Source organism: Pseudomonas sp. FSL W5-0299 (assembly GCF_005930655.1).
GTDB classification, from domain to species: Bacteria; Pseudomonadota; Gammaproteobacteria; order Pseudomonadales; family Pseudomonadaceae; genus Aquipseudomonas; species Aquipseudomonas mandelii.
The window spans coordinates 131068-154048 of the sequence record NZ_RXHX01000010.1; the positions used below are offsets into that span (position 1 = coordinate 131068).

Sequence of the window (22981 nt, forward strand, 5' to 3'; positions counted from 1 at the left end):
TTTTTCAAGTCGTTCATTTGTAGGCGGTTTTTTTTAGGCACGGGTATTGCTACATCCCTCGCAACGTTCCGTTTAACTGACGGTCAGCCTAGCGAGAGAGCACGATGCCCCAAGCCGCCCAGATGTCTCCTGTCCCTGATGCTTCGGGGCAACCGTCGTCCGTAGAGCAGGCAAGCCGGCTTGGCCTTGAGCAGGCGTTCTCGCTGTTCAACCAAATGTCGAGCCAGCTGACTGATTCCTACAGCATGCTGGAAGCCCGGGTCACCGAGCTCAAGGGTGAGCTGGCGGTGGTCAGCGCTCAGCGCATGCAAGAGCTGGCGGAAAAGGAACGTCTGGCCAACCGTCTGCAAAACCTCCTCGATCTGTTGCCTGGCGGCGTCATCGTCATCGATGCCCAGGGCATTGTGCGTGAAGCCAACCCGGCGGCCTGCGAGTTGCTCGGCCTGCCCCTCGAAGGCGAGCTCTGGCGCCATGTCATTGCCCGTTGCTTTGCTCCTCGCGAAGACGACGGTCACGAAATCTCTCTGAAGGACGGTCGACGTCTGTCGATCGCCACTCGTTCGCTGGATGCCGAGCCCGGGCAGTTGGTGTTGCTCAACGACCTGACCGAAACCCGTCATCTGCAAGATCAACTGGCTCGCCACGAACGCCTGTCGTCTCTCGGCCGAATGGTCGCCTCGCTGGCCCATCAGATTCGGACGCCGTTGTCCGCCGCGTTGCTCTACGCCAGTCATTTGACTGAGCAGGAATTGCCGGTCGCCACGCAGCAACGTTTTGCCGGGCGCCTGAAAGAGCGGTTGCATGAGCTGGAACATCAGGTTCGCGACATGTTGGTGTTCGCGCGGGGCGAGCTGCCGTTGACCGACCGCGTCACGCCCAAGCAATTGATGCAGTCGCTGCAATCGGCTGCACTGACTCATGTTCAGGATTTGCCGATTCGCTGGCAGTGCGACAGTCATGCCGGTGAACTGCTGTGCAACCGCGACACCTTGGTCGGCGCAATCCTTAATCTGATCGAGAACGCCGTTCAGGCCAGTGCCGGTAATGTCCGCTTGAAAGTGCATTTCTATGCCAGGGGAAACAACCTGCGGGTGTGCATCAGTGACAGCGGCAGCGGCATCGACGGCAAAGTACTGGCGCGCTTGGGTGAGCCGTTTTTCACCACTAAAACCACCGGGACTGGCCTGGGCCTGACCGTGGTCAAGGCCGTGGCCCGTGCTCATCAGGGAGAATTGCAGTTGCGCTCGCGGCCGGGTCGCGGCACCTGCGCGCAGGTCATCCTGCCGCTTTTTTCCGGTGAACAGCCTAACGCTCAGGGAGCGGAGTGAAGGACATGGCAATCAAGGTTTTACTGGTCGAGGACGACCGCGCGCTACGCGAAGCACTGGCCGATACGCTGCTGCTCGCGGGGCACGATTACACGGCCGTCGGTTCGGCGGAAGAGGCGCTCGCGACGGTCGGCAATGAGGCCTTCAGCCTGGTGATCAGCGACGTCAATATGCCAGGCATGGACGGCCATCAACTGCTCGGTTTGCTGCGAACGCGTCAGCCGCAATTGCCGGTGTTGCTGATGACCGCTCATGGTGCGGTCGAGCGGGCCGTCGATGCGATGCGCCAGGGCGCGGCGGATTATCTGGTCAAGCCGTTCGAGCCCAAAGCCTTGCTCGACCTCGTGGCGCGGCACGCACTGGGCACGCTCGGTGCGACCGAGAGCGAAGGGCCGATCGCCTTCGAGCCGGCCAGTGTGCAATTGCTGGAACTGGCCGCGCGGGTCGCGCGCAGCGATTCGACGGTATTGATCTCCGGCGAGTCCGGGACCGGTAAAGAAGTGTTGGCGCGTTATATCCATCAGCACTCCCATCGCGCCAGTCAGCCGTTCATTGCGATCAACTGCGCGGCGATCCCCGACAACATGCTCGAAGCCACTTTGTTCGGTCACGAAAAAGGTTCATTCACCGGCGCCATCGCGGCGCAGGCCGGCAAGTTCGAGCAGGCCGATGGCGGAACGATCCTGCTCGACGAAATTTCTGAAATGCCCCTCGGGCTCCAGGCCAAATTGCTGCGGGTGTTGCAGGAGCGTGAAGTCGAACGGGTCGGCGCACGCAAGCCGATCTCCCTGGATATACGGGTCGTGGCGACCACCAACCGTGACCTGTCCGGTGAGGTGTCGGCGGGGCGGTTCCGAGAAGATCTCTTCTATCGATTGTCGGTATTTCCGCTGGCCTGGCGTCCGCTGCGCGAGCGTACCGCCGACATCCTGCCGCTGGCCGAGCGTCTGCTGGCCAAACACGTCAATAAAATGAAGCATGCCGCTGCGAAACTGTCGCCCGAGGCACAGGCGTGCCTGATCGGTTATCCGTGGCCGGGCAACGTGCGTGAACTGGATAACGCGATCCAGCGCGCCTTGATTCTGCAGCAGGGTGGTTTGATCCAGCCCCAGGATTTCTGCCTGTCCGGACCGGTGGCTTGTGCGCCGTTGCCGGCGTTGGCGCCGGTGCGGGCCGTGGAGGTCGAGGCTGAATCGGCCGGGGCGTTGGGTGATGACCTGCGTCGCCGTGAATTCCAGATGATCATCGACACCTTGCGTTCCGAGCGCGGCCGTCGCAAAGAAGCGGCTGAGCGATTGGGCATCAGCCCACGCACCTTGCGCTACAAGCTGGCGCAGATGCGCGATGCCGGGATGGATGTGGAAGCTTATTTGTTCGCGACTTGATTCGTTCGCCAACAAAGCCCGGGAAACGCTTTTGTTCAGAGCAGCCACGGAGCTGGCACCCTTGTTGCTAACACCTCACTACCCGCCGAGTGAGTGTCAAAAAATTGCGGGTCGCCAACGAGAGTAGACCATGAGCCAAGGTATTGAATTTAATCGGTTGATGCTGGACATGCGCTCCATGCAAATGGATGCCATGTCTGCGCCTAAATCGACTGCCGCAGTCCCTGAACTGGGTGGCAGCAGCTTTTCCGACATGCTCGGTCAGGCTGTCAATAAAGTGAACGACACCCAGCAAGCGTCCAGTCAGTTGGCCAGTGCCTTCGAGATCGGCAAAAGTGGCGTCGACCTGACGGATGTCATGATTTCCTCGCAGAAGGCCAGCGTGTCTTTTCAAGCGTTGACCCAAGTGCGAAACAAGCTGGTTCAGGCATACCAAGACATCATGCAGATGCCGGTTTAAGGACGAATTGAGTCATGGCAGAAGCAGTCGCCGATAACGTTCCGGCCAAGGCCACCCCAGTAGACGGCAAACCGCCGCTGTTCGGGTTGTCCTTCCTGGAAAACCTCTCCGAGATGACCATGTTGCGTCAGGTGGGCCTGTTGGTCGGCCTGGCTGCGAGCGTGGCGATTGGTTTTGCCGTGGTGCTGTGGTCGCAGCAGCCGGACTACCGGCCTCTGTACGGCAGCCTCGCCGGTATGGACGCCAAGCAGGTCATGGATACCCTGGCCGCCGCCGATATTCCCTACACCGTTGAACCCAACTCCGGTGCCTTGCTGGTCAAGGCCGATGACCTGTCCCGTGCACGGCTCAAGCTCGCGGGCGCTGGTGTCACTCCCAGCGATGGCAACATCGGTTTTGAAATCCTCGACAAGGACCAGGGCCTGGGGACCAGCCAGTTCATGGAAGCGACCCGTTATCGTCGCGGCCTCGAAGGCGAACTGGCGCGGACCATTTCCAGCCTGAACAACGTCAAGGGCGCTCGCGTGCACCTGGCGATTCCGAAAAGCTCGGTGTTCGTGCGTGACGAACGCAAGCCGAGCGCTTCGGTGCTGGTTGAACTGTATTCCGGCCGCTCGCTGGAGCCGGGTCAGGTGGTGGCGATCATCAATCTGGTCGCGACCAGCGTTCCCGAACTCAGCAAATCCCAGATCACCGTGGTCGACCAGAAGGGCAACCTGCTGTCGGATCAGGCGGAAAATTCCGAACTGACCATGGCCGGTAAGCAATTTGACTACAGCCGTCGCATGGAAAGCATGCTGACCCAGCGCGTGCACAATATCCTGCAACCGGTGCTGGGCAACGACCGCTACAAAGCCGAAGTCTCGGCCGACGTGGACTTCAGCGCTGTCGAGTCGACCTCTGAGCAGTTCAACCCGGATCAACCGGCGTTGCGCAGCGAGCAGTCGGTCAACGAACAACGCACTGCCAGCAATGGCCCGCAAGGTGTGCCGGGTGCCCTGAGCAACCAGCCGCCATCGCCAGCTTCCGCGCCGCAGACCACCGGTGGCAGCACTGCGGCAGCCGGCATGGTTCAGCCAGGCCAGCCGTTGATCGATGCCAACGGTCAGCAAATCATGGACCCGGCCACCGGCCAGCCGATGCTGGCACCGTATCCGGCGGACAAGCGTCAACAATCCACCAAGAACTTCGAACTCGACCGTTCGATCAGCCACACCAAACAACAGCAGGGCCGTTTGAATCGCCTGTCGGTGTCGGTGGTGGTGGATGATCAGGTCAAGATCAACGCCGCCAATGGCGAGACCACCCGTGCGCCGTGGAGCGCCGATGAATTGGCGCGCTTCACTCGCCTGGTGCAGGACGCCGTCGGTTTCGACGCGAGCCGGGGTGACAGCGTCAGCGTGATCAACATGCCATTCTCCGCCGAGCGCGGTGAAGTGATTGCCGATATTCCGTTCTACTCCCAGCCTTGGTTCTGGGACATCGTCAAGCAAGTGCTGGGTGTCTTGTTCATCCTGGTGCTGGTGTTCGGTGTGCTGCGTCCGGTGCTCAACAACATCACCGGTGGCGGCAAAGGCAAGCAACTGGCCGGCATTGGCAGCGACGTGGAACTCGGTGGCATGGGCGGCCTGGACGGCGAACTGGGCAACGACCGCGTCAGCCTCGGTGGTCCGCAAAGCATCCTGCTGCCGAGCCCGAGCGAAGGCTATGACGCACAGTTGAATGCAATCAAGAGTCTGGTGGCAGAAGATCCGGGTCGCGTGGCCCAGGTCGTGAAAGAGTGGATTAACGCAGATGAGTGATAACCGAGCCGTTGCCGCCAAACTGACCAAGGTCGACAAAGCCGCGATTCTGCTGCTGTCCCTGGGTTCGACCGATGCTGCCCAAGTGTTGCGCCACATGGGGCCCAAAGAGGTCCAGCGCGTCGGCGTGGCCATGGCGCAGATGGGCAACGTCCATCGCGAGCAGGTCGAACAGGTCATGAGCGAGTTCGTCGACATCGTCGGCGACCAGACCAGCCTGGGCGTCGGCTCCGACGACTACGTGCGCAAAATGCTCACCCAGGCACTGGGCGAAGACAAGGCCAACGGCCTGATCGACCGCATCCTGCTGGGCGGCAACACCAGCGGCCTCGACAGCCTGAAGTGGATGGAACCGCGCGCCGTCGCCGATGTGATCCGTTACGAGCACCCGCAGATCCAGGCGATCGTCGTGGCCTACCTCGACCCGGATCAGGCTGGTGAAGTGCTTGGCAACTTCGACCACAAGGTGCGCCTGGACATCATTCTGCGGGTCTCCTCGCTGAACACCGTGCAGCCAGCGGCCCTGAAAGAACTCAACCAGATTCTCGAGAAGCAGTTCTCCGGCAACTCGAATGCCTCGCGCACCACCCTGGGTGGCATCAAGCGTGCGGCCGACATCATGAACTTCCTCGACAGCTCGATCGAAGGCCAGCTGATGGACTCGATCCGCGAAGTCGACGAAGACCTGTCCGGTCAGATCGAAGACCTCATGTTCGTGTTCAACAACCTGTCCGATGTCGACGACCGCGGGATTCAGGCGTTGCTGCGTGAAGTGTCCTCCGACGTGCTGGTGCTGGCCCTCAAGGGTTCGGACGAAGGCGTCAAGGAAAAGATCTTCAAGAACATGTCCAAACGAGCGGCCGAACTGTTGCGCGACGACCTCGAGGCCAAGGGCCCGGTGCGCGTCAGCGACGTGGAAACTGCGCAGAAAGAAATCCTCACCATTGCCCGCCGTATGGCCGAAGCCGGAGAAATCGTTCTCGGCGGGAAGGGCGGCGAAGAGATGATCTAAGGTCACTATGTCGTCCAAACATGATGAGTCCCAGACCGACCTGATCCGAGGCAAGGCCGTCGCCGGTTTCGATGTCTGGGCGTTGCCCAGTTTCGATCCGTTTGTGCCGGAGCCCGAGCCGGAACCCGAGCCCGAACCGCCGGAAATGGAAGAGGTGCCGCTGGATGAAGTCCAGCCACTGACCCTCGAAGAACTCGAAAGCATCCGTCAGGAGGCTTACAACGAAGGCTTCGCCATCGGCGAGAAAGAAGGCTTCCACAGCACCACACTCAAGGTCCGTCAGGAAGCTGAAGCCGTCCTGGCGCCGAAGGTTGCCGGCCTGGAACAGCTGATGGCCAACCTGTTCGAGCCCATTGCCGAGCAGGACACCCAGATCGAGAAATCCCTGGTCGACCTCGTGCAGCACATCACCAAACAGGTGATTCAGCGCGAACTGGCCATCGACTCGACGCAAATCGAACACGTCATGCGCGAAGCCCTCAAGCTCTTGCCGCTGGGCGTGGGTAACGTGCGGCTGCACATCAATCCGCAGGACTTCGAACAGGTCAAAGCCCTGCGCGAGCGCCATGAAGAAACCTGGCGCATCGTCGAAGACGAATCCCTGCTGCCCGGCGGTTGCCGGGTCGAGACCGAACACAGTCGCATTGACGCCACCGTTGAAACCCGCGTCGCCCAAGTCATGGCCAAGCTGTTCGATCAGTTGCATGACCAGGCCTTGCACCCGGCCGCTCCGGATCTGAGCCTGGAACTGCCGGTCGACGAAAAACCTGCGGTCGAGCCGACGCTGGACGAACCTGATGCGCCTTGATCGCACCAGCTTCGCCAAGCGCCTGGGCAGTTACGCCGAGGTCACTACGCTGGCGGGGGCTCCGATCCTCGAAGGCCGTCTGCTGCGCATGGTCGGCCTGACCCTCGAAGCCGAAGGTTTGCGCGCGGCAATGGGCAGCCGCTGCATGGTCATCAACGACGACAGTTATCAACCGGTGCAGGTCGAAGCCGAAGTCATGGGTTTCTCCGGCAGCAAGGTGTTCCTGATGCCGGTCGGCAGCGTCGCCGGCATTGCGCCCGGTGCCCGTGTGGTGCCTATGGCAGACACTGGCCGCTTGCCGATGGGCATGAGCATGCTCGGGCGGGTGCTGGACGGTGCCGGCCGTGCGCTGGACGGCAAGGGCGGCATGAAGGCCGAAGACTGGGTGCCGATGGACGGCCCGACCATTAACCCGCTCAAGCGTGAACCGATCAGTGAACCGCTCGATGTGGGCATTCGCACCATCAACGGTTTGTTGACGGTCGGTCGCGGTCAGCGTCTCGGTCTGTTTGCCGGTACCGGCGTCGGTAAATCCGTGCTGCTGGGCATGATGACCCGCTTTACCGAGGCCGACATTATCGTGGTCGGGCTGATCGGTGAGCGGGGTCGTGAAGTTAAAGAATTCATCGAGCACATTCTCGGTGAAGAAGGGCTCAAGCGTTCGGTGGTCGTCGCCTCGCCGGCGGACGATGCACCGCTGATGCGTCTGCGCGCCGCGATGTACTGCACGCGCATCGCCGAGTATTTCCGCGACAAGGGCAAGAACGTCCTGTTGCTCATGGACTCGCTGACCCGTTTCGCCCAGGCCCAGCGGGAAATCGCCCTGGCCATTGGCGAGCCGCCCGCGACCAAAGGCTATCCGCCGTCGGTGTTCGCCAAGTTGCCGAAACTGGTGGAGCGGGCCGGTAACGCCGAGAAGGGCGGCGGTTCGATCACCGCGTTCTACACCGTGTTGTCCGAAGGCGATGACCAGCAGGACCCGATTGCCGACTCGGCGCGAGGCGTGCTCGACGGGCACATCGTGCTGTCCCGGCGCCTGGCCGAAGAAGGTCATTACCCGGCCATCGATATCGAAGCCTCCATCAGCCGGGTCATGCCGTCGGTGGTCAGCCCCGAGCACATGGCCCGGGCGCAGATGTTCAAACAGTACTGGTCGCGCTATCAGCAGAGCCGCGACTTGATCAGCGTCGGTGCCTACGTGCCGGGCGGTGATCGTGAAACCGACGTCGCGATTTCCTTGCAGCCCGCCATGACCACTTATCTGCGTCAGGGCTTGAACGACAACATCGGCATGGGCGCCAGCGAAAACCACCTCGCCTCGATCTTCGCTCCGGCAGCGGGCGGCTAACCGGCCATGGCCCTGAGCCGCGCGGCACGCCTGGCACCCGTGGTGGAAATGGCCGAAAAGGCCGAAAAAACCGCGGTCATGCGCCTCGGGCACTTCCAGGGCCAGGTTCGTGTGGCGGAAAGCAAGCTCGCCGACCTCGAAAACTTCCGCCTCGAATACCAGGAGCAATGGATTGTGCGCGGTAGCACTGGCGTTTCCGGCCAGTGGTTGCTTGGCTATCAGGGATTTCTTGCGCAATTGGGCACCGCCATCGATCAGCAGCGCCAAAGCCTGAACTGGCACCAGAACAACCTGAACAAGGCGCGCGAGTCCTGGCAGCAGGCGTTTGCCCGGGTCGAAGGTTTGCGCAAACTTGTACAACGCTACATGGACGAGGCGCGCAAGCTCGAAGACAAGCGCGAGCAGAAGCTGCTGGACGAATTGTCCCAGCGGTTGCCGCGGCATGATCCGTATTGAATCAGGGGGATCGCGTTACCGTTCTTCGCGGGCAAACCACGCTCTACAGGTTTTGTGTCGTTTGCGAGTAATGTGGACGCATAACCTGTAGGCGCGAGGCTTGCCCGCGAAGGCGGTCTGACAGGCGCGACAACTTCCCGCCTTGCTCCCATCTCCGCCAAGTGCTAAACCTTGTACACGTACGTTTACCCATGACAAGGAAGCCGATAAATGTCAGTTGTTACAGATGTATCTCCGGATGGGAAAAAGCTGACGATTTCGATCGAGGGACGATTCGATTTTGGTCGGCATCAGGAGTTTCGCGAGTCTTACGAGAAACTCGAAAAAAAACCGGAATCTGTTGTGGTGGACTTAAGGAAGGCCACGTATCTCGATAGCTCGGCGCTGGGGATGCTGCTTCTGCTCCGTGATCACGCCGGTGGCGACAGTTCCGATATTCGCGTCGTTAACAGCAATTCAGATGTGCGCAAGATCCTCGCCATCTCCAATTTCGACAAGCTGTTCGACATCACTTGACCGCCATGCAGCCGTCGCTTGAACCGCTGACCATCCTCATCGCCGAAGACAGCGCGGCCGATCGCATGCTCCTGTCGAGCATTGTCCGTCGTCAGGGCCACCAGGTATTGACGGCCGCCAACGGCGCCGAAGCCGTCGAAGCGTTTCGCCAGCAGCGGCCGCACCTGGTTCTGATGGACGCCATGATGCCGGTCATGGACGGTTTCGAGGCGGCACGACAGATCAAGGCGCTGGCCGGGGAAACCCTGGTGCCGATCATCTTCCTGACCTCGCTGACCGAAAGCGAGGCCCTGGCCCGGTGTCTGGAGGCCGGTGGTGACGACTTTCTGGCAAAGCCCTACAACCAGGTGATCCTTGCCGCCAAGATCAAGGCCATGGATCGCTTGCGCCGGTTGCAGGCCACGGTGCTACAGCAGCGTGACCTGATCGCCAAACATCATGACTACTTGCTCAACGAGCAGCGGGTGGCCAAGGCCGTATTCGACAAGGTGGCGCATTCGGGCTGCCTGAGTGCGCCAAACATCCGCTACTTGCAATCGCCTTATGCGCTGTTCAACGGCGATCTGCTGCTGGCGGCGTTCACCCCGGCCGGCGACATGCATGTGCTACTGGGTGATTTCACCGGCCACGGTCTACCGGCCGCGGTGGGCGCGATGCCCTTGGCTGAAGTCTTCTATGGCATGACTGCCAAAGGGTATGGCCTGGCTGAAACCCTGCGTGAGATGAACGCCAAGCTCAAGCGCATTCTGCCGGTGGACATGTTCTGCTGTGCCACCTTGCTGTGCCTGAGCTTTCAGCGGCGCTCGGTGGAAGTCTGGAACGGCGGGATGCCGGACGGTTATCTGCACAACATCGTCAGCGGTGAGCGCACGCCGTTGACGGCGCGGCATTTGCCGTTGGGCATACTGAGCCCGCAAACCTTCAATGACCGCACCGAAGTGTTTCCGATGGCCGTTGGTGATCGGGTGTTTCTACTCTCCGACGGGGTCATCGATACCTGCGATGCCAACGATCAGTTGTTCGGTGTAGAGCGCTTGCATCAGGTGTTTGCGGCCAATCGTCAGCCAGACGCGCTGTTCGAGGACATCGAGCAGGCACTGCGGGATTTTCGTGGCGAGGCCCGCGATGATGTGAGCATGGTCGAGATCAGTCTGCTGGAGGCCGAGCAATTGAGCCCTCCGGCGCCGGTGTATTCCGACAGCGGCCAGTCGTGTCCGCTGGACTGGTCGGTGAGTTTCGAGTTTCGCGCCGCGACCCTCAAACGTTTCAATCCGCTGCCGTACCTGTTGCAATTGTTGCTTGAGGTCCATGGTCTGCGGGCTCAGAGTGGGGCGCTCCACAGCGTGTTGGCAGAACTGTATTCCAACGCCCTTGAGCACGGCGTGCTGGGGCTGGATTCAAGCCTCAAGCGCGATGCTTCGGGTTTTGCGCGCTATTATCAAACGCGCAATGAGCGGCTGGAGGCGTTGCAGGACGGCTTTGTGCGGGTGCATTTGCAGATCGTGCCGACGGGCAAGGGCGGCAGCCTGATTGTGCGGGTCGAAGACAGTGGCAAAGGTTTCGATGTGGCGCGGGTAATGGAGCGTCCCGTCGACGGTGGCCGTCTGTCGGGGCGCGGCGTCAGTCTGATCCGCCAATTGAGCCGTAGCGCGAGCTGGTCCGACGATGGTCGTAGTGCTCGCGTAGAGTTTTTCTGGGAGGCTCTGGCATAATTCACCCATTCTTGATCAAGGAGTGAGCAAGTGGCTGACACACATCTGGACCGTGCCGTGCTGAGCGCGCTGCAAGAAGTCATGGAGGGTGATTATCCGATGTTGCTGGATACCTTCATTGCCGATTCCGAAAAGCGCTTGTGCGTGTTGCGAGAGGCTGAAGATGCCGCGCAACTCATGAGCACCGCCCATAGTTTCAAGGGCAGCAGCAGCAATATGGGGGCCGTTCGTCTCGCTGAGCTGTGCAATGAGCTTGAGCAACGCGCCAAGCAAAAAAGCCTCGCCGGTATTGAAAAGCTGGTCGGGGAAATCGACGGCGAATTCGCCATTGTCCGACCGCTGTATGAGGCGGAGCGACAGCGCTCTCTAGCGGACTGACGCAACCGTCCGGCGCTTTTAACCTTTGTCGAGCCGAACTGGCTCGACCTTTGCAATCAACTCACTCAACTGTACCTACGATCCCAGTGCAGCGGAGACCGTTTTATGCCCGTTACCCCCCATTCGCTTCTTCAGGCCGCCGCGACGGCCAAGACTCAAGTCGCCTCCGCCAATACCCCGGCGCTGACCGCTGAGCCAGGGGGCAAGGCGTCCAGCTTCGCTGATGTTTACGCCGATCAAGCCCGGAACAAGCCTTCTGTGGTCGCCGATAAAGCGGCTAAACCGGCTACCGAAAATGCCTCGAAAACCCACGGCAAACCGGATGTCAGCACTGACAAGCCTGCCGCCCCGGAACGGGCGGTTGCCGATAGCGGCAATTCCTTGCCCGCCGATAAACCGGCGCCGACCGATGACACAGCTGCCAGCGACAACCAGCCCGAGACGGCTGAAACGCCGGTGGCCGATACGGCGCCTGTCGATCCGAGCCTCGACCCGGCGCTTGATCCTGCGTTGATGCAGGCAGTACAGCCGTCGGTAACCGTACCGGCCGCGCAAACAGCTGCGCCAGTTGTCACGACTGCACAGCCGCAGGCTGAAGCGCCGGTTGCCGCCGCCGTTGTTGCCGCGTCTGTGCCAGTGGAGACGGCCACTGACGGCGATTTTGATCCCGAAGCTGATCCGCTCGACGCATTGCCCGCCGTGCGCATGGCCATGGAGCAGAGCGGCCACGTATCCGCCAGCAGCCAGGCCCAGTCCAAAGCCACGGCTGCCCAGACCCAGGCTGACGGTGAGCTGACGGCGGCGCAGAACTTTGCCGCCGGCATGGCCAGCATGCTCGACGTGCAAGCCGACAAGGACAGCACCAGTCAGGGTGGCGAGAAAGCCTTCAGCGGTCTGATTGATAGCGGCCTCAAGGATTTGACGTCCGCCAGCAGCGATACCCGTGTCGATGACTTCGCCAACCGTCTGGCGGCACTGACTCAGGCGGCCACCCCGAAAACCGCCAATGCCTTGCCGGTCAACCAACCGATCGCCATGCATCAGAGCGGCTGGACCGAGGAAGTGGTCAACCGCGTCATGTACCTTTCCAGCGCCAACCTCAAGGCGGCCGACATCCAGTTGCAACCGGCTGAACTGGGGCGTCTCGATATCCGGGTGAACATGGTTCCCGACCAGCAGGCCCAGGTTACCTTCATGAGCGCCCATCCAAGCGTTCGTGAAGCGCTGGACAGTCAGATGCAACGCCTGCGTGACATGTTCGTGCAACAGGGCATGGGCCAGGTCGACGTCAATGTGTCCGACCAGTCTCGTGGCTGGCAAGGCCAGGGCCAGGATCAGGCTCAGCAGGGGCAGGGCGGTCGGACCAGCGCCAATGGAGGTCGTCTTGACTCCATGGATGACGAGGTCGCAACCGCCGTCGCCGAAGTGGCGGCAACCGCTACCAGCGTGATCGGCTCCAGCGCCGTCGACTACTACGCCTGATCACACCTCTCCTGTAGGAGCGAGGCTTGCCCGCGAAGAATGATGACGCGGTATGGCTGATAAACCGCGGCGCCTGTTTCGCGGGCAGCCTCGCTCCTACAATTGATTGCCTTTCGCTGTCTCCCATACCTCCTCGACACTTCTGGCATAACACTTGCTCTTGCCTTGCCGTGCGACTGTGAAAACCCGAATAGTGACGGATTATTGGCATGGCGAAGAGCGACGCAGTAGTAAAAGAACCCGCAACCAAAGGCAAGGTCAAGCTGATCATTGCGATCGTGGTGGCCCTGTTGCTGGCGGTCGGCATGTCCGTGGGGGCGACCTGGTTCTTCATGCACAGTGCCCAGAGCAAGCCTGTCGCCGCCGAAACCGCTGTGGTCGGCAAGCAGCCAGCGATTTTCGAGCCCATGGCCCCGGCTTTCGTGGCCAACTACAACGTGAACGGTCGCCAGCGCTACATGCAGGTGAGCATCACCCTGCAAGGCCGCAATCAGGTTGATCTGGAAGCGCTCAAAGTGCACATGCCGGTGATCCGCAACAACCTGGTCATGCTGTTCTCCGGCCAGGACTTCGCCACGCTGGCGACCCCGGTTGGCCAGGAGATGTTGCGTCAGAAGGCCACGGCCAGCGTCCAGGAAGTGGCGCAGAAAGAACTCGGCAAAGTGGTTATCGAACAGCTGCTTTTTACTAATTTCGTACTGCAGTAGGAACACGACATGGCCGTGCAGGACCTGCTGTCCCAGGATGAGATCGATGCGCTGTTGCATGGCGTCGACGATGGTCTGGTACAGACCGATAACGCTGCCGAACCCGGCAGCGTCAAAAGCTACGACCTGACCAGTCAGGATCGCATCGTCCGTGGACGCATGCCGACCCTGGAAATGATCAACGAGCGTTTCGCCCGCTACACCCGCATCAGCATGTTCAACATGCTGCGCCGCTCGGCGGACGTTGCCGTCGGTGGTGTGCAGGTGATGAAGTTCGGCGAATACGTGCACTCGCTGTACGTGCCGACCAGCCTCAACCTGGTCAAGATCAAGCCGTTGCGCGGCACCGCGCTGTTCATCCTCGACGCCAAACTGGTGTTCAAGCTGGTGGACAACTTCTTCGGCGGCGATGGCCGTCACGCGAAGATCGAAGGGCGTGAATTCACCCCCACCGAGCTGCGTGTGGTGCGCATGGTGCTGGAGCAGGCCTTCGTCGATTTGAAGGAAGCCTGGCAGGCGATCATGGAAGTGAACTTCGAGTACATCAACTCGGAAGTGAACCCGGCCATGGCCAATATCGTCGGCCCGAGCGAAGCGGTGGTGGTGTCCACTTTCCACATCGAACTCGATGGGGGCGGCGGCGACCTGCACGTGACCATGCCGTACTCGATGATCGAGCCGGTGCGCGAAATGCTCGACGCCGGCTTCCAGTCGGATCTGGACGATCAGGACGAGCGCTGGGTCAACGCCCTGCGCCAGGACGTGCTGGACGTCGACGTGCCGATCGGTGCCACGGTTGCCCGTCGCCAGTTGCGTTTGCGCGACATCCTGCACATGCAGCCGGGTGACGTGATCCCGGTCGAGATGCCGGAAGAGATGATCATGCGCGCCAACGGCGTGCCGGCCTTCAAGGTCAAGATGGGCTCGCATAAAGGCAACCTTGCGTTGCAGGTGATCGAGCCGATCGAGCGCCGCTGATTGGCGCTCCAACCCCCTATTAATTGGCTGCTCTTGATTGAGCAGTTGCCCGCCGAGGACAAATGATGAACGACGATATGAACGCCCAGGACGACCAGGCACTGGCTGACGAATGGGCTGCTGCCCTGGAAGAAACCGGTGATGCCGGCCAGGCCGATATCGACGCCTTGCTGGCCGCCGACGTCGGCAGCTCGTCGTCTAACCGTCTGCCGATGGAAGAGTTCGGCAGCGTGCCGAAGAACCACGATCCGGTCACCCTGGACGGTCCGAACCTTGACGTGATCCTCGACATTCCGGTGTCGATTTCCATGGAAGTGGGCAGCACCGACATCAACATCCGCAACCTGCTGCAACTCAACCAGGGGTCGGTGATCGAGCTGGACCGACTGGCCGGTGAGCCGCTGGACGTGCTGGTCAACGGCACCCTGATCGCCCACGGCGAAGTGGTTGTGGTCAACGAGAAGTTCGGCATCCGCCTGACCGACGTGATCAGCCCAAGCGAACGTATCAAGAAGCTGCGCTAAGTGAAGAGGGTTCTGGGGTTTTTATTGACGTTGCCGTTCAGCGTTCTGGCCGCCGAGCCGGTTGCGACGGCGGCGGCCGCGCCGGCAGTCAGTAGCGGTGTGGCCGGGCAACTGACGCAGTTGGTCTTCGGCTTGCTGTTGGTGCTGGGGTTGATCTTCTTCCTCGCCTGGCTGCTGCGCCGGGTCCAGCAGGCCGGGCCGGCCGGTAAGGGGCAGGTGATCGAGATCGTCGGTTCCCGTGCCTTGGGCCCCCGCGACCGTTTGATGCTGGTGCAAGTCGGCAATGAGCAGATCCTGCTTGGCCTGAGCCCCGGCACGATCACTGCACTGCATGTGCTTAAAGAGCCGATTGAAGTGCCGACCACCACCGAGAAAGCGACCCCGGAGTTTGCCCAGCATCTGTTGAAGATACTTGGCAAGGATCAGAAGGATAAGAAGTAATGGGTGCGTTACGCATCGTCTTGACGCTGGCCCTGATGCTGGTCGCGCCGCTGGCGTTCGCCGCCGATCCGTTGTCGATCCCGGCGATCACCCTGGGTACCAACGCCAATGGCGCTCAGGAATACTCGGTCAGCCTGCAAATTTTGCTGATCATGACCGCGCTGAGTTTCATCCCGGCGTTCGTCATGCTGATGACCAGTTTCACCCGGATCATCATTGTGTTCTCGATCCTGCGTCAGGCCCTGGGCCTGCAGCAGACGCCGTCGAACCAGATCCTCACCGGCATGGCGCTGTTCCTGACCCTGTTTATCATGGCACCGGTGTTTGACCGGGTGAATCAGGACGCCTTGCAGCCGTACCTGGCGGAGAAACTCACCGCTCAGGATGCCGTGGCCAAGGCCCAGGTGCCGATCAAGGACTTCATGCTGACGCAGACGCGCAGCAGCGATCTCGAGCTGTTCATGCGCCTGTCCAAGCGCACCGACATCGCTTCGCCGGATCAGGCACCGCTGACCATTCTGGTGCCGGCCTTCGTCACCTCCGAGCTTAAAACCGCGTTCCAGATCGGCTTCATGATCTTCATTCCGTTCCTGATCATCGACCTGGTCGTGGCCAGTGTGCTGATGGCCATGGGGATGATGATGCTCTCGCCGCTGATCATTTCCCTGCCGTTCAAGATCATGCTGTTCGTGCTGGTGGATGGCTGGGCGTTGATCATCGGCACCCTGGCAAGCAGCTTCGGCGGTGTGTCGCCATGACGCCGGAAGTGGCGGTAGACATTTTTCGCGAAGCGCTGTGGCTGACCACCATGATGGTGGCTGTGCTGGTGATTCCGAGTCTGCTGGTGGGCCTGCTGGTGGCAATGTTCCAGGCCGCCACGCAGATCAACGAACAAACCCTGAGCTTCCTGCCGCGCTTGCTGGTCATGCTGGTCACGCTGATCGTCGCCGGCCCGTGGCTGGTGCAGACGTTCATGGAATACATCCTGCAGCTGTACGGCAATATTCCTCAGGTCATCGGCTAAACCATGCCGTCGCTGCTGCAGCTGACCGATACCCAGATCAGTACCTGGGTGGCGACGTTCATGTTGCCGCTGTTTCGCATCGGCGCCTTGCTGATGGTCATGCCGGTGTTCGGCACAACCCTGGTGCCCACTCGCGTGCGCCTGTATTTCGCCCTGGCGATCACAGTGGTGATTGCGCCGGGCCTTCCGCCGATGCCGCCGATCAATGCGCTGGATTTGAGTGCGCTGCTGCTAATCGCCGAGCAGATCCTCATCGGTGCGTTGCTGGGTTTCTCCTTGCAGCTGTTCTTCCAGGCGTTCGTGGTGGCGGGGCAGATCGTCTCCATTCAGATGGGCATGGGCTTCGCGTCGATGATCGACCCCACCAACGGCGTCTCGGTGGCGGTGATCGGGCAGTTCTTCACCATGCTGGTGACGCTGTTGTTCCTGTCCATGAATGGCCATCTGGTGGTCTTCGAAGTCCTGACCGAAAGCTTCACCACGATGCCGGTGGGCAGTGGCTTGATGGTCAATCATTTCTGGGAGCTGGCCGGTAAGCTGGGCTGGGTTCTGGGTGCTGCACTGTTGCTGGTACTGCCGGCGATCACCGCGTTGCTGGTGGTCAACATTGCGTTCGGCGTAATGACCCGGGCCGCGCCGCAACTGAACATTTTTTCCATCGGTTTCCCGCTGACCCTGGTGCTCGGGCTGTTCATCGTCTGGGTCGGGTTGGCGGACATCATCAATCAGTATCAACCGCTGGCCTCCGAGGCCTTGCAGTTGTTACGCGAACTGGCACGGGCGCGCTGAGTCATGGCTGAGAGCGAAAGCGGTCAGGACAAAACAGAAGACCCCACGGAGAAACGTAAAAAGGACTCCCGGGAAAAGGGCGAGATTGCGCGCTCCAAGGAGCTCAACACCCTGGCTGTCATGCTCGCCGGCGCTGGCGGGCTGCTGGTTTTCGGTGGAGCCCTGGCGCAGGACATGATGGAGCTGATGCGCATGAACTTCACGCTGTCGCGGGAAGTGATTCTGGATCAGCGCAACATGGGCGCCTTCCTGCTGCACTCGGGGCAGATCGCCCTGCTGGCAATTCAGCCGGTGATGATCACCTTGTTGCTGGCCGCGTTGATTGGCCCGATTTCCCTCGGTGGCTGGCTGTTCGCGGCAGGCTCCCTGGCACCGAAATTCAGTCGCATGAACCCCGGTGCGGGGCTCAAGCGGATGTTCTCGGCCAAGGCGCTGGTCGAACTGCTCAAGGCCCTGGCGAAGTTTTTCATCGTGCTGTTCGTGGCGCTGGCGGTGTTGTCTTCCGACATCGACGACCTGATGCGCATCGCTCATGAACCGTTGGACATGGCGATCATTCACAGCCTGCAAGTGGTCGGCTGGAGCACTTTGTGGATGGCTTGCGGGCTGATCATCATCGCTGCCGTCGACGTGCCGGTGCAGCTGTGGGAAAGCCACAAGAAACTGCTGATGACCAAGCAGGAAGTGCGTGACGAACACAAGGATCAGGAAGGGCGGCCGGAGGTCAAACAGCGTATTCGCCAGTTGCAGCGCGAGATGTCGCAGCGGCGGATGATGGCAGCCATCCCTGAGGCCGACGTGGTGATTACCAACCCGACTCACTACGCCGTCGCCCTCAAGTACGATCCCGACAAGGGCAGCGCGCCAGTGCTGCTGGCCAAGGGCAGCGACTTCCTTGCCTTGAAGATTCGTGAAATCGCCGTGGCTAACAATGTGCTGCTGCTCGAATCGCCGGCCCTGGCGCGTTCGATCTACTACTCCACGGAACTGGAGCAGGAAATCCCCGGTGGGTTGTACCTGGCGGTCGCTCAGGTGCTGGCCTACGTCTACCAGATCCGCCAGTACCGCGCGGGCAAGGGCAAGCGCCCGGATCCGCTCAAGGACAACTTGCCGATCCCACCGGATCTGCGGCGTGATTCCTGATCCCGTTCATCTGAAAACTCTGCAACCCTGTTAGTTCTGACAGTAGACGGTCAGCACCCGCTTGCGCTGTCATACCCGTGGGAATTCTCCCGATCAACGTCCTTGCAGTGGTGTTCTGATCATTCGACTGGAGCGCCAAGGATTGGTGTTTGCGTCTGTTCTAGAGGGAATAATCATGACCGAGCGTCTCTATCGAAAACTGCAGGGTATGGAGTTGAAGTTTGTTTCGGGTGTTCTGAAGGATAAGCCGACAGAAAGCGCTATCGGTTATTCGGTCACATTCAGAATGTCGCTGGATTTCGCGTGCTTTGTGCAGATGGCCAATGCTCATATACCTGGATATTTAAACTTTCCCAAAAATGCCATCAGGCCCTCGTTGGAAGGGTTCGCCAGCCATGACAGCTTCAACTATTTAGAAGACTCGGCCGGAAAAATCGGTAGCACAGAGGAGTTGTGCCGCCTTTTTACGGATCCAGAAAACTACAACGATCAGTGGTCCGCCGGGGTCTTGCAGCGACGCCCTCACAAACCTGAATTCTCATTTGTCGATGGGCAACTGCAAGTGGTCGCCACAGTAGATTATCGCCATTCGAAAAAACGCCCGATTCTGGTGAGTGATTTGCCGGTCATTAAATTTCAATGGGCATTAGACCTGTTGCTGGGGCACAACATGGCGGGTGATTCCCTTGCGCCGGGGACAGTCGTCATACTTGGCTATGCCTTGGAGGAGTTGGTGGAGGCGGAGGGATTGCAGATGAATAAAGGTACACGGTACATGGTTGGCAGAACGCTTGATTTCGGTGCCATCCGTGAGGCGCAGATTCTGACGGCGGGATGATTGAGCGCTGGTGTGTGATGTTTTTGTGCCTGACGACCGCTGACGTGAGCCCTTCTGTTTCGAACCTCCCTGCGCAAAAGTTGCGAAGGGAGACCTGCAGTTGGAAAACTGCAGGTGAGTAGGCTTTTAGCTTTGGATTCTAATAGAAATAAAGCACAAAGATGCCGTTGTCAGGCCGCGCAAGCACCTCTCTCAGGTTGTTCTTTCCTGTATCGATTTTCTGGATAACCTCCAGGCTTACAGCATCCAGAACCCAGATGAACGCGGAGGTAAACGTAACGACATAGAGGTGCTTACCGTCGGCGCTCACCGACACATGTCTCGGCGATTTTTCGCTCCAGGCAACATTGATGATTTTGTTGGTAGCCGTATCAATTACCGCAATTTCGCTAGCACTGATATCGGCCACATAAAGGCGAGTACTGTCCTGGTTCAGGGCCATCGAGTAGGCAGATCCAGTGATCGGTATTCTTGCGACAGTTTTTAATTTTTCAGTGTCAATGACGTCAATAGCGGTTGGATCGGAGTCCGACTCCGCGTCGCCCCCGTGGGCAAGGTACACACGCGAACCGCTGGAATTGATAGCGAGGCCAAAAGGCCACGGATTGATCGGCAGCGACAGGACAATGGACTGAGTGCTTGTATCGACTGCTTTCAAGTACCCATTGATTCCCAGTGTGTTACAGGCATAGAGACGTTCGCCGCTTGAACTCACCACCATATAAGGTGAGCCGGATTCGAGGTCGGCGCCTTTCTTGATGTCGTGAGTTTTAGTGTCGATCTCCCAAATGTAATTCGAGTAACGACTGTTGACGTAAGCATGGTCACCGTTCGGGCTTAGGCCACCTAACGTTTCGCCTCCCGTTTCAGGTGAGTAGCTATGAACGATTGTCTGAGTACGGGTATCCATTGCGCGGACATAACTGACGCTGCCATCCGGGGATTGAACGAAATACAGCCGTGAAGCATCCCGGTTGAGGGTGAGGCCGTGGATGCCCTGGACCATCTGTATATTGTCGTTCGCCCGCGTCGCCAGGGGGGCAGCGTGCGGGTAGCTTATCTGGATCTGCGCAAATGGGCCGTGGTGACGGGAGGTCACCTTTTCCAGGCGCAGGTCTGTCAGAGACCTGAGTGCAACGTGAATCTCTGCGCGTTGCTCGCATGTTTGAAATGGCTGGTTGTTGATTTTTACTCGATAGCTCAGTTCATGTCGGCCTTCGGTGAGGTCCTCGGGTTTCACATGGATCATCAAAGGCGATCCGGCATCCGCAGTTGTGATGATGTGTCGAGCAATGACTTTGTCGTCGAGCAGTAGCTCCAGTTCGTTGTCTGAGGCTAAACACGGGTCGGCAATGGTTACGTTCACCCCATTGTAGGGAAAGCAGTCTTCGCGGGAGGCAAGCCTGATTCCGGTGTCTTTCCAGTCGAGAGTGTCGAGATTAACTTTCACCGACGGTGCAGTCAGTGGCGTGCGTGTGCTGTTCATGGGGCAATTCCTGTCGCTGCGATTGGTCTTTCATTGAAGGTCAATGCGCGGCACACGGCTACTGTCAGAACTAACAGGTACGAATGCTTTTTGGATCAGTGGTCACAAAGGTTGCGCCTGCAATCCACTACGTATTCCCCGCTCCGGCAAAAGTTGGAAGGCTTCTTGCAGTAGCCGCTCTGCGCCTGCTTCAGGCGTCAAAAGTTTGCTTTAAAGGAACGGGGAAAACCGGTGGATCGCTCTCAGTTACTCAGCACCGCACGCACAAACGTTGCCGACTTAAGTCGGGGCAACCTGGGTGTGCCGTTGTTGCTGCTGGTCATGTTGGCAATGATGATGTTGCCGATCCCGCCGTTCCTGCTGGACGTGTTTTTCACGTTCAACATCGCGTTGTCGATTGTCGTCTTGCTGGTTTGCGTCTACGCCTTGCGGCCGCTGGATTTCGCAGTGTTCCCAACCATTCTGCTGGTGGCAACGTTGTTGCGACTGGCGCTGAACGTGGCCTCCACCCGAGTGGTGATGCTCCACGGACAGGACGGTCACGCTTCCGCCGGTAAGGTGATCCAGGCCTTCGGCGAGGTGGTGATCGGCGGTAACTACGTGGTTGGTATCGTAGTTTTCGCGATCTTGATGATCATCAACTTCGTCGTGGTGACCAAGGGCGCCGGGCGGATTTCCGAGGTGAGCGCACGTTTCACCCTCGATGCGATGCCCGGCAAACAAATGGCAATCGACGCCGACTTGAACGCCGGCCTGATCGACCAGAACCAGGCCAAACTGCGCCGGATGGAAGTCGCCCAGGAAGCCGAGTTCTACGGTTCGATGGACGGTGCCAGCAAATTCGTGCGCGGTGACGCCATCGCCGGCCTGCTGATTCTGTTCATCAACCTGATCGGCGGCATGGCGGTCGGTATCTTCCAGCACGGCATGACCTTTGGTGATGCCGGCCGGGTTTACGCCTTGTTGACCATCGGTGACGGTTTGGTGGCGCAATTGCCATCACTGCTGTTGTCGACAGCGGCGGCAATCATGGTGACCCGTGCTTCCGGTTCGGAAGACATGGGCAAACAGATCAATCGCCAGATGTTCGCCTCGCCGAAAGCGTTGGCCGTGGCGGCGGGTTTGATGGCAGTGATGGGCCTGGTGCCCGGCATGCCGCACTTCTCCTTTCTCAGCATGGCGGCCCTGGCTGCTGGCGGCGCGTACCTGTTCTGGAAGAAGCAGAACGTGGTCAAGGTTCAGGCCCTGCAAGAGGTCAAGCGTCAACAGGAGCTGCTGCCATCGCCAGCTCGCGCGATGGAAACCAAGGAACTGGGTTGGGACGACGTGACACCGATCGACATGATCGGGCTGGAAGTCGGCTATCGCCTGATTCCGCTGGTGGATCGCAATCAGGGTGGTCAGTTGTTGGCGCGGATCAAGGGCGTGCGCAAGAAGCTGTCCCAGGACCTGGGCTTCCTGATGCCGACTGTGCACATTCGTGACAACCTCGACCTGGCCCCGAGTGCTTACCGCCTGACCCTGATGGGCGTGATCCTGGCAGAAGCCGAGATTTACCCGGATCGCGAACTGGCGATCAATCCGGGGCAGGTCTACGGCACGCTCAACGGCATAACCGCCAAAGATCCGGCTTTTGGCCTGGAAGCGGTCTGGATCGAAATCAGCCAGCGTGCCCAGGCGCAATCGCTGGGTTACACCGTGGTGGACGCCAGTACGGTCGTGGCGACGCACTTGAACCAGATTCTGTACAAGCACTCCAGCGAACTGATCGGTCACGAAGAAGTCCAGCAACTCATGCAATTGCTGGCCAAAAGCTCGCCGAAGCTGGCCGAAGAGCTGGTGCCGGGTGTGGTCTCGCTGTCGCAGTTGCTCAAGGTGCTTCAAGCGTTGTTGGCCGAACAGGTGCCGGTGCGGGACATTCGCAGCATCGCCGAGGCCATCGCCAACAATGCTGCCAAGAGTCAAGATACTGCCGCTTTGGTGGCCGCGGTGCGCGTCGGCGTATCCCGCGCAATCGTCCAAAGCATTGTAGGGACTGACTCCGAGCTACCAGTTATCACGCTGGAGCCAAGGTTGGAACAGATATTGCTCAATAGTCTTCAGAAGGCAGGACAAGGCTCGGAAGAGGGTGTTCTGCTGGAGCCAAGCATGGCTGAGAAACTGCAACGTTCGTTGATCGATGCGGCGCAGCGTCAGGAAATGCAAGGTCAACCGGTGATTCTGCTGGTAGCCGGTCCGGTTCGCGCGATGCTGTCGCGATTCGGCCGACTGGCAGTGCCGGGTTTGCATGTGTTGGCTTACCAGGAAATTCCTGACAACAAGCAAGTGACCATCGTTGCGACAGTAGGGCCCAACGGCTGAGGT

At 59.8% G+C, this 22981-nt stretch carries 23 protein-coding genes; 22 read left to right on the forward strand and 1 reads right to left on the reverse strand.

What is annotated here, in order from left to right:
• Nucleotides 1-122 precede the first annotated feature (122 nt).
• The 21 genes from FHL16_RS15260 (at nt 123) to FHL16_RS15360 (ending at nt 19131) form a co-directional block, all read left to right on the forward strand.
• Complete coding sequence (locus FHL16_RS15260) at nt 123-1328, forward strand: sensor histidine kinase (RefSeq protein ID WP_172962161.1); 1206 nt, start codon at nt 123-125, stop codon at nt 1326-1328.
• Between the two features lie 5 nt (nt 1329-1333).
• On the forward strand, nt 1334-2713 hold the full coding sequence (locus FHL16_RS15265; protein WP_077748626.1) for a sigma-54-dependent transcriptional regulator: 1380 nt from the start codon (nt 1334-1336) through the stop codon (nt 2711-2713).
• A 130-nt stretch (nt 2714-2843) separates the two neighbouring features.
• On the forward strand, nt 2844-3173 hold the full coding sequence (fliE, locus tag FHL16_RS15270; RefSeq protein WP_010456962.1) for a flagellar hook-basal body complex protein FliE: 330 nt from the start codon (nt 2844-2846) through the stop codon (nt 3171-3173).
• A gap of 14 nt (nt 3174-3187) precedes the next feature.
• Nucleotides 3188-4975: a flagellar basal-body MS-ring/collar protein FliF gene (fliF, locus tag FHL16_RS15275; RefSeq protein ID WP_010456960.1), complete on the forward strand. Its 1788-nt coding sequence runs from the start codon at nt 3188-3190 to the stop codon at nt 4973-4975.
• Nucleotides 4968-5987: a flagellar motor switch protein FliG gene (gene fliG / locus FHL16_RS15280; protein WP_007894195.1), complete on the forward strand. Its 1020-nt coding sequence runs from the start codon at nt 4968-4970 to the stop codon at nt 5985-5987. The genes fliF and fliG overlap by 8 nt, the downstream gene beginning before the upstream one ends.
• Before the next feature lie 7 nt (nt 5988-5994).
• On the forward strand, nt 5995-6795 hold the full coding sequence (fliH, locus tag FHL16_RS15285; RefSeq protein WP_010456958.1) for a flagellar assembly protein FliH: 801 nt from the start codon (nt 5995-5997) through the stop codon (nt 6793-6795).
• Nucleotides 6785-8143 carry a flagellar protein export ATPase FliI gene (gene fliI / locus FHL16_RS15290; RefSeq protein ID WP_077748627.1) on the forward strand — a complete coding sequence of 453 codons (1359 nt, stop codon included), beginning with the start codon at nt 6785-6787 and terminating at the stop codon, nt 8141-8143. The genes fliH and fliI overlap by 11 nt, the downstream gene beginning before the upstream one ends.
• A 6-nt stretch (nt 8144-8149) precedes the next feature.
• Entirely contained in the window at nt 8150-8599 is a 450-nt protein-coding gene (gene fliJ / locus FHL16_RS15295; RefSeq protein ID WP_010456956.1) for a flagellar export protein FliJ, read from the forward strand.
• Nucleotides 8600-8809: 210 nt separating this feature from the next.
• Nucleotides 8810-9115: an STAS domain-containing protein gene (locus tag FHL16_RS15300; RefSeq protein WP_010456955.1), complete on the forward strand. Its 306-nt coding sequence runs from the start codon at nt 8810-8812 to the stop codon at nt 9113-9115.
• 5 nt (nt 9116-9120) lie between these two features.
• Nucleotides 9121-10827, forward strand: a complete 1707-nt coding sequence (locus tag FHL16_RS15305; RefSeq protein ID WP_010456954.1) for an ATP-binding SpoIIE family protein phosphatase — start codon at nt 9121-9123, stop codon at nt 10825-10827.
• Nucleotides 10828-10857: 30 nt separating this feature from the next.
• Complete coding sequence (locus tag FHL16_RS15310; protein ID WP_010456953.1) at nt 10858-11205, forward strand: Hpt domain-containing protein; 348 nt, start codon at nt 10858-10860, stop codon at nt 11203-11205.
• Between the two features lie 105 nt (nt 11206-11310).
• On the forward strand, nt 11311-12687 hold the full coding sequence (locus FHL16_RS15315; protein ID WP_077748628.1) for a flagellar hook-length control protein FliK: 1377 nt from the start codon (nt 11311-11313) through the stop codon (nt 12685-12687).
• A 209-nt stretch (nt 12688-12896) separates the two neighbouring features.
• The gene (gene fliL / locus FHL16_RS15320; RefSeq protein ID WP_077748629.1) at nt 12897-13394 is read left to right on the forward strand and encodes a flagellar basal body-associated protein FliL; all 498 of its coding nucleotides are present in this window, start codon (nt 12897-12899) and stop codon (nt 13392-13394) included.
• 9 nt (nt 13395-13403) lie between these two features.
• Nucleotides 13404-14372 carry a flagellar motor switch protein FliM gene (gene fliM, locus FHL16_RS15325; protein WP_010456950.1) on the forward strand — a complete coding sequence of 323 codons (969 nt, stop codon included), beginning with the start codon at nt 13404-13406 and terminating at the stop codon, nt 14370-14372.
• A gap of 65 nt (nt 14373-14437) precedes the next feature.
• Nucleotides 14438-14896 (forward strand): flagellar motor switch protein FliN, encoded by a 459-nt coding sequence (fliN, locus tag FHL16_RS15330; RefSeq protein WP_042933032.1) that lies wholly within the window; start codon nt 14438-14440, stop codon nt 14894-14896.
• Nucleotides 14897-15337 carry a flagellar biosynthetic protein FliO gene (fliO, locus tag FHL16_RS15335; RefSeq protein WP_077748630.1) on the forward strand — a complete coding sequence of 147 codons (441 nt, stop codon included), beginning with the start codon at nt 14897-14899 and terminating at the stop codon, nt 15335-15337. It begins immediately after the preceding gene.
• Nucleotides 15337-16095, forward strand: a complete 759-nt coding sequence (gene fliP, locus FHL16_RS15340) for a flagellar type III secretion system pore protein FliP (protein WP_077748631.1) — start codon at nt 15337-15339, stop codon at nt 16093-16095. The genes fliO and fliP overlap by 1 nt, the downstream gene beginning before the upstream one ends.
• Nucleotides 16092-16361: a flagellar biosynthesis protein FliQ gene (gene fliQ / locus FHL16_RS15345; RefSeq protein ID WP_010456946.1), complete on the forward strand. Its 270-nt coding sequence runs from the start codon at nt 16092-16094 to the stop codon at nt 16359-16361. The genes fliP and fliQ overlap by 4 nt, the downstream gene beginning before the upstream one ends.
• Nucleotides 16362-16364: 3 nt before the next feature.
• The gene (fliR, locus tag FHL16_RS15350; RefSeq protein WP_077748632.1) at nt 16365-17150 is read left to right on the forward strand and encodes a flagellar biosynthetic protein FliR; all 786 of its coding nucleotides are present in this window, start codon (nt 16365-16367) and stop codon (nt 17148-17150) included.
• A gap of 3 nt (nt 17151-17153) precedes the next feature.
• Nucleotides 17154-18293 (forward strand): flagellar biosynthesis protein FlhB, encoded by a 1140-nt coding sequence (gene flhB, locus FHL16_RS15355; RefSeq protein ID WP_077748633.1) that lies wholly within the window; start codon nt 17154-17156, stop codon nt 18291-18293.
• Nucleotides 18294-18468: 175 nt separating this feature from the next.
• Nucleotides 18469-19131, forward strand: a complete 663-nt coding sequence (locus tag FHL16_RS15360; RefSeq protein WP_042933033.1) for a hypothetical protein — start codon at nt 18469-18471, stop codon at nt 19129-19131.
• 139 nt (nt 19132-19270) lie between these two features.
• Here the strand turns inward: FHL16_RS15360 and FHL16_RS15365 are convergent, their stop codons facing one another.
• On the reverse strand, nt 19271-20617 hold the full coding sequence (locus tag FHL16_RS15365) for a YncE family protein (protein ID WP_077748634.1): 1347 nt from the start codon (nt 20615-20617) through the stop codon (nt 19271-19273).
• A 231-nt stretch (nt 20618-20848) separates the two neighbouring features.
• Between FHL16_RS15365 and flhA the strand changes: the two genes are divergently transcribed.
• The gene (gene flhA / locus FHL16_RS15370; protein WP_010456941.1) at nt 20849-22978 is read left to right on the forward strand and encodes a flagellar biosynthesis protein FlhA; all 2130 of its coding nucleotides are present in this window, start codon (nt 20849-20851) and stop codon (nt 22976-22978) included.
• Nucleotides 22979-22981 lie beyond the last annotated feature (3 nt).

Excerpts from the sequence above, each read along its gene's own strand:
- fliH (WP_010456958.1), top strand. The coding sequence starts at position 5,995 with ATGTCGTCCAAACATGATGAGTCCCAGACCGACCTGATCCGAGGCAAG.
- flhB (WP_077748633.1), top strand. The coding sequence starts at position 17,154 with ATGGCTGAGAGCGAAAGCGGTCAGGACAAAACAGAAGACCCCACGGAG.
- fliP (WP_077748631.1), top strand. The coding sequence starts at position 15,337 with ATGGGTGCGTTACGCATCGTCTTGACGCTGGCCCTGATGCTGGTCGCG.
- FHL16_RS15305 (WP_010456954.1), top strand. The coding sequence starts at position 9,121 with ATGCAGCCGTCGCTTGAACCGCTGACCATCCTCATCGCCGAAGACAGC.
- fliF (WP_010456960.1), top strand. The coding sequence starts at position 3,188 with ATGGCAGAAGCAGTCGCCGATAACGTTCCGGCCAAGGCCACCCCAGTA.
- fliJ (WP_010456956.1), top strand. The coding sequence starts at position 8,150 with ATGGCCCTGAGCCGCGCGGCACGCCTGGCACCCGTGGTGGAAATGGCC.
- fliM (WP_010456950.1), top strand. The coding sequence starts at position 13,404 with ATGGCCGTGCAGGACCTGCTGTCCCAGGATGAGATCGATGCGCTGTTG.
- fliE (WP_010456962.1), top strand. The coding sequence starts at position 2,844 with ATGAGCCAAGGTATTGAATTTAATCGGTTGATGCTGGACATGCGCTCC.
- FHL16_RS15300 (WP_010456955.1), top strand. The coding sequence starts at position 8,810 with ATGTCAGTTGTTACAGATGTATCTCCGGATGGGAAAAAGCTGACGATT.
- FHL16_RS15260 (WP_172962161.1), top strand. The coding sequence starts at position 123 with ATGTCTCCTGTCCCTGATGCTTCGGGGCAACCGTCGTCCGTAGAGCAG.
- fliI (WP_077748627.1), top strand. The coding sequence starts at position 6,785 with ATGCGCCTTGATCGCACCAGCTTCGCCAAGCGCCTGGGCAGTTACGCC.
- FHL16_RS15360 (WP_042933033.1), top strand. The coding sequence starts at position 18,469 with ATGACCGAGCGTCTCTATCGAAAACTGCAGGGTATGGAGTTGAAGTTT.
- FHL16_RS15265 (WP_077748626.1), top strand. The coding sequence starts at position 1,334 with ATGGCAATCAAGGTTTTACTGGTCGAGGACGACCGCGCGCTACGCGAA.
- FHL16_RS15315 (WP_077748628.1), top strand. The coding sequence starts at position 11,311 with ATGCCCGTTACCCCCCATTCGCTTCTTCAGGCCGCCGCGACGGCCAAG.
- fliR (WP_077748632.1), top strand. The coding sequence starts at position 16,365 with ATGCCGTCGCTGCTGCAGCTGACCGATACCCAGATCAGTACCTGGGTG.
- FHL16_RS15365 (WP_077748634.1), bottom strand. The coding sequence starts at position 20,617 with ATGAACAGCACACGCACGCCACTGACTGCACCGTCGGTGAAAGTTAAT.
- fliG (WP_007894195.1), top strand. The coding sequence starts at position 4,968 with ATGAGTGATAACCGAGCCGTTGCCGCCAAACTGACCAAGGTCGACAAA.
- fliQ (WP_010456946.1), top strand. The coding sequence starts at position 16,092 with ATGACGCCGGAAGTGGCGGTAGACATTTTTCGCGAAGCGCTGTGGCTG.
- fliL (WP_077748629.1), top strand. The coding sequence starts at position 12,897 with ATGGCGAAGAGCGACGCAGTAGTAAAAGAACCCGCAACCAAAGGCAAG.
- fliN (WP_042933032.1), top strand. The coding sequence starts at position 14,438 with ATGAACGACGATATGAACGCCCAGGACGACCAGGCACTGGCTGACGAA.